A 13,535-nucleotide genomic window follows, 5' to 3' on the forward strand; every position below is an offset into this window, starting at 1 on the left:
AAACCTTCTCCAATCTCTATTACCCATACCCCGTTCGTGGCGGAATCTGACACGATTGAGAGGCGGATTTGCGAAAATCTTGCGGAGTTCTGTCAGGACCGCCCAAACCGGGTAAAAAACAGGGCCGCCCCCGCCAATCCGACGAAACTTGCCAGCGAAAACGTCGCCAGCGGCCCGATGCCCGGCGAGATGCGATCACCGACAATCCACGCGACGGCCCCGACCGGGGAGGCCCACATGACCGCCGCGCTGCGGACGCTCCAGTAGAGGCCGATGGCCTGGGTCCTCACGTCCGGTGGAACGAGGTCGGCGATCATCGCCTTGCGCGCCGGTTCGCCGATCTCGCGCAGGCCGCCGATGACGAAGGCGAGTGCCAGCCCGATCGTTCCGAGCGTAGGGCCTAGCACCGCGAGACTGACGGGAAACAGTGCGAAGAAGATGAAGGTGAGGCCGATGAAGGGTTTCTTGGCGAGGCCTTCGCGGCTGGCGAGAGGGCCGATGATCACGTAGAGCAGGATGTTGACCGCCGCCTGGATATTGAGCAGCAGCGATTGGTAGAGGGCCGCGCCGGTGGCGAGGTTTTCCGAGAGGATCGGCACGCAGTAGAGGATGATGAACGGCCCGGCCAGCCCCTCGGCCCAGCGGGCGAAGATGTCTGCGGCGAGGAGGCGCTTCAGATCGGCGGGAAACTGGCGCAGCAGATGTCTCGGTCGGTGCATCGACATCTGCGCGTCGCGGCTGGCGGTCCGCATGAAGCGGGCCTGCATCCCGATGGCCAGGAGGATGAGCACGATCGACACGACGATGTCGGCTTGGACACCGCCGACGCTGCCGAATTGCCAAACGAGTAGGCCGCTGAGGAAGTAGGCGAAGATCCGCGAGACACGGCGAAAGATGGCTTGCAGCGAAAACGCCATTGTCCGCCGATCCGGCGGGATGGCGTCGCCGACGACGGTGATCGTGGCCGGGCCGGCAATCGAATCCCAGACGAAGATGAAAGGAATCGCGACGAAGACGGCGAGCGGCGTTTGCCAGAGCAGGATGATCGTCAGGCCGACGAGGGGGAGGACGTTGAAGAGGAGCAGCGCGCGACGCGTATTGAGCCAACCGCCGATCGCCCCGCCTGCGTAGTAGTTGATCGCTTCGAGACCATCGCGATAAAAGCCATAGAGGCCGATCAGGAGGATGAACCAGGGATCGCCTGATTGAGCCTGCCGCCGAAGCTCTTTGAGGTATTGCGGGATCAGCGGGGACCAGAGTTCGGTGCTGGCGGTGATGAAGAGGATCGCGGCGAGGAGGGCGAAGGTGGAGGCGTTCAGGCCGAGGAATGAACGCCAAGCGTGTTCGGGGGTGCGAGTGCCACCGGACATAGTAAGACGCTATCGGCCAGGGACCGCCCGGTCAAAGCATGGGAGGTGTGATTGGTGGCTCTGTGATCGATAAGATGTAAGGACAGTTGCCTTGATCGTATTACGATCTTTTCAAGATGGAGCCTCCCATGCTTCAAATGCAAGTCGGTTGCCTGACGTCGACTGGGATTGCGATCGTTTTGTTTGTATGTCCCCCTCCTATTTCTCAATCCACAACCAGCCAGCCCTCATCTGAGCTAACGGCAGAAGAGATCCTCAGGCGAACTAGGGAGGTTTACTCCAAGTGCAAAACGTATCGGGACACCGGTTACTTGGAAGGAAATAGTCGAGAAAGCCCTCTGAGGCTGGAACGAACAAGGGAGTTCACGACGGCATTCGTCCGTCCTGGCCAGTTTCGATATCAAGAGTGGGACAAAAAGCGCGCTAACGAGGTTCGACAAATCATCTGGCGAAACGGCCAACAGGTCAAGACTTGGTGGGGAGGCAACAAAGGGAGAAAGATCATTGATCGAGCATCTCTTGATAAGGCAATTGATCCGCCGATCTCCGTTGGAGGAGAGCACACCGTTGTGATGTTATTGATGCCCGGCGAGGTGCATGGCCCAGGCATTTCCGGCCTAAGGAACTTAATGCGACTAGAAGACAAAACAGTAGACGGCCACAATTGCTATGTTGTCGCGGGGCGCGGGAAGAGCACATCTGCCACTATTTGGGTAGATAGTCGGCAATTCCTTGTTCGCCGAGTCGAGGACGTGAACAGCTATATCACGCACGAAAGGCGGGGCCGTCGGACGTTCAACCCCGTCATCGATGAGCCAATTCCAGAGAGCTCATTAGCATTCAGGCCACCGGAAAATGACACCAAGTAATGGGTGTGTGAGTACTTGGGCTTGAACGGCCATTCGCCATCTCGTTGCATTGCCTCAAGGCTGGTCGCATACTAACGTGTGAAACGACCGCCTGCAGTGCGTTCTAACTAACGGCATCGGCATCTACCGAAGCCTAATTCAGGAGTCATTCGTCATGAAGCGTCTCGTTCTCGCCCTGTGCGCCCTCGTCTTTTCAGCGTCCCCCGCCCTCGCCGCCGATCGTCGCTACCCGTTCCAACAGATCGAACTCAAGAACGGCATGAAGGTGATCACGCTGGAGGACTTCTCCTGCCCGATCGCCGCTGTGCAGGTCTGGTACCACGTCGGCTCGAAGAACGAGGAAGAAGGTCGCCAGGGCTTCGCGCACATGTTCGAGCACATGATGTTTCGCGGGACTGACCGGCTGAGCGAGACGGCGCATTTCGACAACATCCGCCGCGTCGGCGGCGACTGCAATGCGTACACCGCTTTCGACCAAACGGTGTACGTAGAGGAGATTCCTTCGAACCAGCTTGAACTCGCCTTGTGGCTCGAATCCGAGCGGATGGCCTTTCTCAAAATCGACAAGAAAGGCTTCGAGACGGAACGCAAGGTCGTCGAAGAAGAACTCCGCATGGGCCACAACCGCCCCTATGGCCGCGTGCCCGAGCGCCTTCTTGAAAAAGTCTTCGGCGAGCATTGCTACGGCTGGACGCCCGGCGGGCAGATCGCGCACCTTCGCCAAACCAGGGTCGAGGACGTCTCCGCCTTCTGGGACAAGTATTACGCGCCCAACAATGCGACGCTCGTCGTCGTTGGGGCGGTCAAGCACGCGGACGTGCAGTCGCTGGCCAGGAAATACTTCGAGTGGATTCCCCCATGTCCGCAGCCCCCTCGGCCGCAGTGCAAGATCGAGCCTCCGACGAAGACACAGACGATCAAGCTGCCGGAAGACAAAGGGCCGCTACCCATTCTCGGCGTCGCCTACCTGACGGTCCCCGAGAGTCACGCTGACGCGCTTCCCCTGGAGATTCTCATGGGCGCGCTCGGCGGCGGTGAGTCCAGCCGGCTCTATTGGGACATCGTCAAGGACAAGAAGATCGCCCAGGTCGCGCTCGCCGGGGCCTTTGGTTTCGAGGGAGGCGGTCTGGCCGCGGCCGGCGGCGTCCTGCTGCCCTTCGGCGACAAGAAGGAGCTGATGAAGACCATCAAGAAGCACATCAAGGATGTCCGCGAAGAGGGCATCACCGGGGCGGAGTTGGAGAAGATGAAGAACCAGCAGCGCCGCGACGAGGTCTTTGGGGCGCTGTCCGTCGCGAACAAGGCCCGCCTGCTCGGTCAATACGCCGTGCTCTGGGGCGATGCCGAGCGGATCAATCGCCGGCTCGCCGAGATCGACGCCGTCACGCTCGACGACGTGAAACGTGTGGCTAAGAAGTACCTCCCGCGCGAGGGCGTGATCAATGTCTCCATCGAACCAAGCGCCGGCGGCATGATCGGCTCGCTGCTCAAGGGCGACAAGGAGTCAAAGGACGATCCGGATAATCGGCCGCCGGTCGAAGACGACGGGACCAACCGCGTCGCCCAGCGGACCGGCCCGAAGGCGGAGGCCAAGCGACCGTCCGACTTTCCCGCCGAACCGCCGAAGGCGGAGTTGCTGGCCGACTTTCCCGAGGTGCCGCACACGGACAAGACGCTGGCCAACGGTCTGCGCGTCGTGGTGGTGAGCAATCATGAAGTGCCGATGGTATCGATGTCGCTCTCCTTCAAGAGCGGGGCATGGACCGAGACGAAGCCGGGCGTGGCCAGTGCGACGATGGGCCTGCTCACCAAGGGAACCACGTCGCGCAGCGCGAAGGAGCTGGCGGAGATCCTGGAATCCAATGCCATCTCCCTTTATGGCTCGGCGGACATGGACAGCGCGCGGGTCGGCGGGTCGGCGCTGCTCCCCAAGCTGGACCTCGCGGCGGAACTCCTGCGCGATGTGATTGAGAATCCGACGTTCCCCAAGGATGAATTCGACATCATGCAGAAGCAGACGCGCATGGGGCTGCTGGTCTCCACGCGGACGCCGGAGTATCTGGCGGAGCGCGAACTGCGCCGGCAGCTTTACGGCGAGCACCCCTACAGCCGCACGACCTCGGGCGAACTGGAGGACCTCGACAATATCACCCTCGACGCGATGAAAGCGTGGTGGGCGGAGCACGTGCGGCCGGAGAACGCCGTTTTCTATCTGGCCGGCGACATCACGCCGTCCGACGGGTTCAAGCTGGCCGAAAAACACCTCGGCGACTGGAAGGTCAAAGGCGACTTCACGCCGCCCAGGATCGCGGCGATCCCCGAGCGAAGCGCGACGCACATCTACCTGGTCGATCGGCCGGGCTCGGTGCAGAGCCAGATTCGCGTGGGGCATTTGAGCATCACCCGCGCGGACCCGATGTACTTCGCCTCGCGGGTCATGGCCCAGATCTTCGGCGGCGGGTTCAACAGCCGCCTCAACAAGGCCATCCGCGTCGACAAGGGCCTGACCTACGGTGCCCGCGGCGGCATCAACGCGCGGCGCTTCGCCGGCGAATTCACCGTGAGCACCTTCACCAAGACGCCGACGACCGCCGATACGGTCAAGGAAATCCTGTCTGAGATCGACAAGATGCGCGGCACGCTTCCGACGGCGGAGGAGGTGGACGACACCAAGACCTACATCAGCGGCTCCTTCCCCGGCGACCGCGAGACGCCGGAGGCGACGGTCAGCGACCTGTGGATGATCGAGACGCAGGGCCTGCCCGAGGACTATCTCCAGAAGTACCTCGCGGGCGTGAAGGCGACGACGGGCGAGGACGTGAAGAAGGCCGCGGACAGGCTGATCGACCCCAAGAAGCTGTCGATCGTCGTCGTGGGCGAGGCGTCGAAGGTCAAGGAGAGCCTCGAGAAGATCGCCCCGGTCACGGTGGTGAACCAGCCCACCCAAACGCCGGAAGAAAAGAAGGAGGCGGAGCCGACGGAGGAACAGGGTTAGCTGTGTTTTGATTATTGAAGGGGCTGTGCAGGTGAGTCTCTGGTGCGCCCACATTCCGGGCAGGACGACTCCGTGTGCGGTTCGAGTTTGTATCCGCAGTTCAGGCAGCGGCCCATCGATGTCAGGACTTCCGCCTTGGCCCTCTCGTATCTCGAGACTTCGCAGGCAATGTGAGTCAGTAGCCCAAAGAGGAACACCGCGATCGATGCGATGACTGCAAGGACGGGGTAATGGGGCCCGAGGAGCTTGCCTATTGCCGCCGCCACGGCGCCGAAGCCGCCGAGGTAGAAGATGACGCGAAAGTGCGATTGCGTACGGGCGTTGATTGCATGCTCGATGCGCTCCACCTCTTGCGGGTCGTCGATTCCCCAAAAGTCTTCCGACATTCTGGGACCACCCTGTTGATTACTGCACCCCATAATTCTACCGGTCTGGCGCTGGTTGGTGGCCGGGCTGAAGGCCCCCAAAGAAACTGAGATTTGGCACCGATTGACGACCCCCCGGCCGTTGCTTCGCACCGGGGGAGGCGGTACAATCGGATGAGCGGTCGAGAAGAGGTCCTTCCGGGGAGAAGACGACCGACCTACCCGCCTGGGAAGTCCGTCCCGCCAGGGTCGGACGCGCCGAGGCGACCGGCGACAGGCCCGCCCGATGGGGTGAGCCGCTGAACGTCGCCGCCCGCCCTCGTGAACGAGGATGTAAGACTCCAGCCTTCAAGGAGGCGTGAAAATGAAATCCCTTTTGCGTCGACTTTCGATGCCGGGCGTGTTCATCGCCCTGATCGCCGCCGTCAGCGCCATTGTCTGGGGCTGCGGGGGCATGAGTCCGTTTCTGGCGGCGCAGTTCGCCTCGAACATCACCCCGCGACCGGGACCACCGCCGGAGCCGCCGCCGACGACGCAGCCCGGCGATGGAGACGCCATCGGGTCGGTCTGCGAGCTGGATGCGGCGCTCAGGGGGATCACGGTCTCCCTGACCAATCAGGCCCAACAGCGCGTGCGCTACGCGATGACCTTTGTCGCCTCCGCCGGGACGGGCGGATTCGTCTGCGACGCCGAGGTGCAGAACTATCTCAACGCGGGCTACACCGACGCGATTCCCACGGGCTCGGGGAACACCTTCAACATCGGCTGCGACGTGATCACGCTGCTCTCGGGCAATCGGCTCCTGGTGATGGATTTCGGGATCAACGAGCTTCCGGAGCAGTCGCTGCCGGCCAATGTGGGCGGCGACCCGTCGACGGCGACGACGATCTCGCTTCGCCGGCGCGACAATGGCGGGACGTTTGTTCCGCTGCCGGAACTGATCGTCTTCGGCGATACGGACCCGAACTTCACCTGCCTCGGCGGCGATCTGTGCACGCAGCGCGGGTTTGTGTATTCGGGCGCCGCACCGGGCAACCTGCCGATCGGCAAGGCCGTCGACGCCGACCATATCCAGGGGACGGTGTGCAACTCGGGGGCGGGGACCGCTCCGGAGTGGCGGTTGGATGAGAGCTTCACCGATGACGTCGTCCAGCCGTTCCAATTCGTGGCGGGGGGTACGATCATCGCGACGGTCCTGGACCGGGCGAGCGATTCGCTGAACGACGCGCGGAACCAGGTGGTCTGGCAGGTGTCGAACGAGGCGGACCAGATCGTCCATAACCCGAATCCGTGACACGCCCCTCGGAAGTCTCGCCGCCCGCCCTGGCGGGTAAACACCGGGTGAACTCCGGGCGAAGGTTCGATCCACAATTCTGAAAAGCGACCGGCGAAAGCGAGGCGGGGGCTCCGCGCGCCCATAGAGGTTCACCACAGAGGCTCCGAGGACACAGAGATTGTTTTTGTTGGTGAAACAAGACGGATCCACAGATGGCGCAGATGGGCGCAGATCCGGATAGGGGATGAAGGCACTAGGGCACGGAGGGCTGGGCCGAAACTGGGTTTCTTTTTTTGTTGGTGGAACAGGACGGAACGAGGCGGAACGGGTCCGCAGATGGCGCCGATGGACGCGGATGGGGATGCACCACCGAGACACAGGGACACCGAGACGAGTTGTTTTTTTGCTTGGTGGAACCAGGGGGACCATGCGGAACGGGCCACAGAGCAGTGGAGCAGGGGAGAGGCGAACAGGGGAGAGGGAGGGGGCCGAAATTGAGCGAAATTGAGCGAACAAAGTGGTCCACCCGCCCCGGTCGCCACGGCGACTCGACAGGGCGAGCGGGTAAACTCCTGTCGCAGTTTTTCTCGAAGCGCAATTGAGCGCAAACGAGCGCAAACCTGAAGGCTTGGGGCTTGAGACCTGAGGCGTGGGGCCTGAGGGCGCGGCGCGCGAAAAAAAACGAAGTGGTTGAATCAGGCTGATATTGTTGAATTTTCGTGTTCATGGCGGGGAATCTCCGGGGCCGTGGCCGTCGGGGTTTCGACGGGATACACGGCCTGCCTTCTCTTTTGCCTCTGACCACTACACTTGCCCAGCGCTCCCTCTGGCGGAAACGGGGAACCGGGATGTTGACCGGGTCGTCGGCGAGTCGTCGCACCGCTCGCCCCAGCGAGTAGACCTTGCGTAAACTCTGCCACGGGGACGGTGTTAGGGATTCCAGGCCAGCAACTGTCGAGGATGGTTCATCCGGCGTAACTAATTATTGCAACGGGCGTTATGGAAATTTTTCTTTGCCATTATACATCGCAAAGCAATCTTTATTATGGGACCAGATCATTTGATAGTAAATAGTTGTTGACAAATATGTCCATTAGATCATATGATCTGTCGATGGTATGCGAGATGATCAAAAAACCACATCCGGCAAGACATCTACAGATGCCCTCTCAGCGGACTCGGCTGATTCGAATGAACAGCGTCTCGCAAGAGTTCGCCGAGAGTTGTTAGCGGTTGTGAGGAGAGGCAAAGGGGCTCGAACAACGAAATGGAGTCCTGAGTGTCCAACCGAATGGCAACCCACGCAATGTGTCGACCCCAGAAGCGGAGAATATTTCACCGAAGTCGGCGCGTGGGAATTCGTTGAGGAGCTACTGGCGGACAGTATTCCGCCTCTTAAAGAAGTGCTGCTGAAAAAGCCTCCTGGACGGTTTGGATACGTTCTGATTGTAGAGGCCACGCCCCAAAAGATATACATCAAACTGCAATTAGGTTCAGGAACAATTCACGGGCGCAGCTTTCACCAAAGCAAGGGCGCCTCTTAGAGTTGGAGCGACCTATGAATGAAACTAATGACAATGGCACGATTAATGAGTCGGACGCGATCCGATGTAGCCTTTGCGGCGAAAACTCCGTTACGACCACCATCGTCGACCATTCATTCCTATACGGAAGCGGCGACGAAGCCGCTACGCTTACTGTAAAGGTCCCGGTTCGGACTTGCTCTTCGTGTGGGGCGGAGTTTCTCGATACTGAATCCGAAGAAATTAAGCATGATGCAGTTTGTCGCCACTTGGGGGTTCTTACGCCTCGCCAAATCCAACGACTTCGAAAGCTCCACGATCTCAGCCGCGCAGACTTCGCTAGACTAACAAAGTTGGGCGAAGCGACGCTAGGACGATGGGAGCGGGGTTCACTAGTTCAAAACTCGGCCTACGACCAGTATCTTTATTTGCTCGGTTTTAATGATAATGTAAGTCGGCTACGCGATCGCGCTGGAAGCGCGACGCCACAGTTTTCATCCGGGTTCGCTCCTAAAAAAGAAACGCAACTTCGCGTACTCGTGATAACTGAAGACGTTATGCGACGTGCAGACCAATTTTCCTTGAGCGGGTGCAGGGCAATTGCATGTACACTGTAACATTCTACTCATTTAAGGGGGGTGTTGGCCGGACACTCGCACTCGTCAACATCGCGGCCGAATTGGCGCAGACGGGAAGACGAGTTGCCATCATAGACTTTGATCTGGAAGCCCCCGGCGTGCACACTTTTTCTACTCTTGCACCGAAATCGCCACGACCTGGAGTCGTCGAGTATGTAAATCGCTTCGTTTCCTCGAACCAAGCTCCCGAGATAAACGACTACGTCTATGAAGTCCCCGCTGTAGGCCGCAACGGTGGACGCCTATGGGTGATGCCGGCAGGACTCAGTGATCAAGACGACTATCATACAAAACTATCCTCAATCGATTGGCAGTATTTGTATCGAGCAGCCAATGGCTATCTGCTTCTGGAAGATCTCAAAGCGCAAATTAAGAAAACGCTTGATCCTGACTATCTCCTTATTGACTCTCGCACAGGCCATACCGATGTACAGGGGATATGCACCCGCCAACTTCCAGATGCGGTTGTAGTCCTTTTTTTTCCTAATTCGCAGAATCTTGCGGGGTTGCGCAGCATCGTTCACGATATTCGCGCGGAATCGGATAAGCGCCCGGGTCAATCGGTTGAGCTTCACTTCGCGATGTCGAATGTCCCCGATCTTGATGATGAGACAGATACACTGCGGTCAAGGCGAGAGGAGTTTCGCTCGGAGCTTGAGTACCAAAAACTTGCGAGCGTAATACATCATTATCCGCACATCTCACTAATTGAACAAACAATTTTTTCCTTGGAACACCCCAAGAGCCGCCTCACAAGAGAATACAAACAACTGTTGGATGAAATTGTCACTTCGAACGTCGACGACCGTGCTGGAGTCATTAGCTTTATTCGGGCAATGACAGAAAAATCTGCCGCTTCACGCTTCCGTGTATTGAATAGCCGGCGCGAGGAGCGAATTGACCGTATCCTTGAACGATACGAACAGGACCCCGAAGTTATCTATCACGTCGCAATGCTTTATTCGAGTGAAACCCAACACGAAATCGCTTATGAACTCTTGAACAAGGCAATTGAACTCGGGTACCGTAATACTGATGCGCTCCTAGAGCGAGCTGCGGCATCGAGTTACTTCGGAAAGAACACCGAGGCGGCGGCGCAAGATGTACAGGATGTTCTTTCCAATCCTGGACTCACCTCGCAACAAGCAACTCGAAGCATCAGAATTCTCGTGAATGTGTGCCCGGGGCTACTGTCTTCGGTGCCCACACAGGTTGGAATTCAGTTGCTGAATAACGATGCAAAAAGGCTTATCGCTGAAGAACTGCTTGCAAGTAGAGAGGGAGCGCTGCCTTGCAAGTTAATGTTAAAGGACCTGTTGCAAGATCCAGAGCTCAAAGTGACCGAACAGGTCTACCTGCGAACTGACTATGTTCTCGCCTTAATTGCCGTCGGTAATTATTCCGAAGCAATCAAGGAAATCGTCGGTAACAACCCTATTCGCGAACGGTGGGGAATTCCAGATGTATTCAATTTCGCAATTGCAGAATGGGCAACATCGGGAAATGTTCCTAAGGAGCTGTTCCAAAAAATTGTCGAGATGGACATGCAAGGAGCGATCGAAAACAAACTCAAAGGGGCAAACTATTATCAGTGCCTTGCATTAGCAAATTGGATCGTCGGGAAGAGTGAAGAGGCATTTGCAGCTATTCAGGCTGCTGAAAAGTACATAGCTCGGTCAACGAGACTCACCTTTAGTTGCTGGCGATACTTGTATGTGATGCCGGACGGCTTCCGGCAGGATTGTCAACAGATGAGGAGATACTTCTCCGGCGATCCGATTAAACCGGCATTTTTATGTGTTGTTGGGCATGAGAGCGATGTAATTACAAGGCTAGACCAGGCCCGGGCCGGGTCAATCAAGAGTCGCTTTAGACAGTGAGAGAGGGGTTGGCTGGTTGATGCGAGAATTGTCTCCAAGTAATGTGTTGCCCATTGCACGCGGGCTCGATGTGGGACCCCCGATTATTGACTAGGGTTAAATTGAGAGGCGGTTTAGGAATCCTCCGTCCCGCCGTTGATTCTGTGCGCAGGTGACGCTGCGCTCTATCCTTGGCACGAGGGACGAACGCTAGCGGTTTGTATACAAAGCGGTACCCGATAATTCAGCGGGGGCTAAGGGGGTTGGGGGGCGCGGGCGTAGCTGTCCCACGGGTGGCGGTATGTGAGGTTTCTGATGATTCACGCGCCGTACGCGCGGCCTCCGGTGATTAATGGAATCGCGGGCGGAGAAGCCCCCCGGTTATTCACCGGGGGCTAAAATGGGGTTCGATGGCATGCGGGGGGCGTGGTGGTGGAAGTCGGATGGGGGATGGGGGACAAGATGAACAGGTAAGCAGGTGACAGGGGAATAGGGGAAGCGCGGAGGTCGGATGTGGGTGGGGGATGGCGAATGATGGGAGGGGGATTTCAGTTCCAGGGGTTGAAACACCCTGGCAACCTTCGTGGGCCCTGCCGGGCCGAGAGGCTTTAGGCCGTTTTCCAGGCGTTGAAACGCCTGGCAACCTTCGTGGGCCCTGCCGGGCCAAAAGGGTTTACCGGCTGGGAGCCGGTTTCACAAGAGGCGAACCGGGCGCGCATGGACATTCTCGATGCAGCCCCTGGTGACCAGAATTTCAACTGCGGTAACGATCCTGTTATCGTGAATTAATCAATCCTAAATCCGTCGCGATCTATCATGGGACGAGCGAAGGGCCGCGAGCGCGGCACTCAATTCGGTTTCGTGTCTTTGCTTTTGGAGGGTACCTTGATGAATCGGTCACTCCTTACGAAAACGCCAGTCGCCTGCGCCCTGGTGGGACTGCTGTGGTTGTCGGCCTGTTCGAACAACGACAAGATCTATGAAGATCGCTACGAGACCGTCCAGTGCAGGAATTGCCCCCCTCCCAAGTACGTCTACAAGAAAGCGCCCCGCCTGCCGGACCGGGTGGTGCGGGTGCATCGGACGAAGCTGCCGTGTCCGCCGCAGCGCGTGGTAGAGGTGCAACTGCCGCCGGAGCCCGGAAAGATTAAGTATGAGTACGTGGACGAGGGGAGCTGCGAGCCGATCATCAAGAAAGCATCCTACAAGGAGCCCCGCAAGTCGCCCTGCAAGCCGACGTGCCGGAAGGCGTGCTGCCGGCCATCGTAAATCAGGCTACAAGCCTGAATCCTGGGGCTCGAGACTTGAGGGAGTTGGGCGGGTTGGGTGCCAGCGGCGACGTCGTGATAGCCGCCGGCCGGCCAGCGAGGGGTGGGTCGTACAATACCCGTCGCTCGCGTTCCGGGCTCGGATCTGAACGGACGCTACACGTTTGCGGGGACGACGGCCCCCGGTGATTCACGACGCAACGGGAGCGGGGGAAGCCCCCGGTGATTCACCGGGGGCTAAAGCGTTGTGCGATTGTTCGTACCAGCGGATTGTCGCGGGGATGCCTTCCTTGTACCCCACTGTTGATTTCCAGCCTAATTCCCTTCGCGCCTTATCCGCGCTGAAGAACGTGTCGCGGCCCATGAGCCAGACAGCGTAGCGCGTCACCAGCGGGGGCTTTTTGGTTTTGAAGAGGTGACCGATGCACTCCAGGACGAAGGCGGCGCGGTAGGCGACTTTGAAGGGGACGCGCTTGGTGACCGGGGGCTCACCGATGGCCTTGGCGAGGAGGTCGAAGTATTCGCGCTGGGTGAGCTGACCGTCGTTGGAGCAGTTGTAGGCCTGGCCGACGGCGGCGGGGTTGTCGGCGGCGAGGATGCAGGCCTCGGCGACGTTGCCGGCGTAGACGACGTTGAGGCGGTTGTCACCGGAGCCGAGGAGCTTGGCCTTGCGGCTCTTGATCATGGTGACGAGGCGGCCGATGGTGGCGCGGTCGCGCGGGCCGTAGAGCCAGCTCGGGCGGATGACGGTGTATTTTACTTTGCTGCCGGCGCGGACGCGGCGCCACAGCTCCTCCTCGACGACGACTTTCGCGCGGGTGTAGTAGGACCACTTGTAGAGCTGCTGACCGAGCGGGGCGGTCTCGTCGATGACGAGTCCGGGCTGGTTGACGTGACCGTAGACGCTGATGCTGCTGATGTGGATGAAGCGGGGCACGGCGGCGGCCTCGGCGGCGTCGAAGAGGTTGCGGGAGCCGTCGATGGTGATGCGGACGAAGTCCTCCCAGGGGCCCCAGTCACCGACGCGGGCGGCGGCGTGGTAGATGCACTGAACGCCCTGGCAGGCGCGGGCGATGGAGGGCGGGTCGGAGAGGTCGCCGGGGACGAGTTCAACGCCGAGGCTTTTGAGGAAGGTGGTGTCGGCGGTGGGTCGGACGAGGGCGCGGACGGGGCGATTGCGTTTGCGGAGCTGTTCGACGATGTGGGAGCCGAGGAGGCCGGTGGCGCCGGTGACGAGGTTCATGGGGGAGAAACTAGTGGAAGGGGGCGGGATTTACAAGATTGGGGGTTTGCGAGTCAGAACCCCGATCGCGAGCTCGGGTTGGGCGGAGTTGCGCAGTGAGAAGAGCATCAAGTGTGGTTGAGCGGTTTC

General features: G+C 59.3%; 7 protein-coding genes. 4 read left to right on the forward strand and 3 right to left on the reverse strand.

The genetic code is table 11. The features are described 5' to 3' along the window. Nucleotides 1–92 precede the first annotated feature (92 nt). Nucleotides 93–1,370 (reverse strand): MFS transporter, encoded by a 1,278-nt coding sequence (locus VJZ71_10665; protein HKQ48522.1) that lies wholly within the window; start codon nt 1,368–1,370, stop codon nt 93–95. A 1,023-nt stretch (nt 1,371–2,393) separates the two neighbouring features. Between VJZ71_10665 and VJZ71_10670 the strand changes: the two genes are divergently transcribed. Then, complete coding sequence (locus tag VJZ71_10670; GenBank protein HKQ48523.1) at nt 2,394–5,234, forward strand: pitrilysin family protein; 2,841 nt, start codon at nt 2,394–2,396, stop codon at nt 5,232–5,234. 11 nt (nt 5,235–5,245) lie between these two features. Here the strand turns inward: VJZ71_10670 and VJZ71_10675 are convergent, their stop codons facing one another. After that, nucleotides 5,246–5,620: a hypothetical protein gene (locus VJZ71_10675; GenBank protein ID HKQ48524.1), complete on the reverse strand. Its 375-nt coding sequence runs from the start codon at nt 5,618–5,620 to the stop codon at nt 5,246–5,248. 343 nt (nt 5,621–5,963) lie between these two features. Between VJZ71_10675 and VJZ71_10680 the strand changes: the two genes are divergently transcribed. The 3 genes from VJZ71_10680 (at nt 5,964) to VJZ71_10690 (ending at nt 12,164) form a co-directional block, all read left to right on the forward strand. After that, nucleotides 5,964–6,893, forward strand: coding sequence for a hypothetical protein (locus VJZ71_10680; protein HKQ48525.1), 930 nt, complete (start codon nt 5,964–5,966; stop codon nt 6,891–6,893). Between the two features lie 2,109 nt (nt 6,894–9,002). After that, on the forward strand, nt 9,003–10,916 hold the full coding sequence (locus VJZ71_10685; GenBank protein HKQ48526.1) for an AAA family ATPase: 1,914 nt from the start codon (nt 9,003–9,005) through the stop codon (nt 10,914–10,916). Between the two features lie 867 nt (nt 10,917–11,783). Continuing rightward, entirely contained in the window at nt 11,784–12,164 is a 381-nt protein-coding gene (locus tag VJZ71_10690) for a hypothetical protein (GenBank protein HKQ48527.1), read from the forward strand. A gap of 189 nt (nt 12,165–12,353) precedes the next feature. Here the strand turns inward: VJZ71_10690 and VJZ71_10695 are convergent, their stop codons facing one another. Beyond that, nucleotides 12,354–13,406 (reverse strand): NAD-dependent epimerase/dehydratase family protein, encoded by a 1,053-nt coding sequence (locus tag VJZ71_10695; GenBank protein HKQ48528.1) that lies wholly within the window; start codon nt 13,404–13,406, stop codon nt 12,354–12,356. Nucleotides 13,407–13,535: the final 129 nt, after the last annotated feature.

The sequence above is a fragment of the Phycisphaerae bacterium genome (assembly GCA_035275405.1).
Taxonomy (GTDB): domain Bacteria; phylum Planctomycetota; class Phycisphaerae; order UBA1845; family UTPLA1; genus DATEMU01.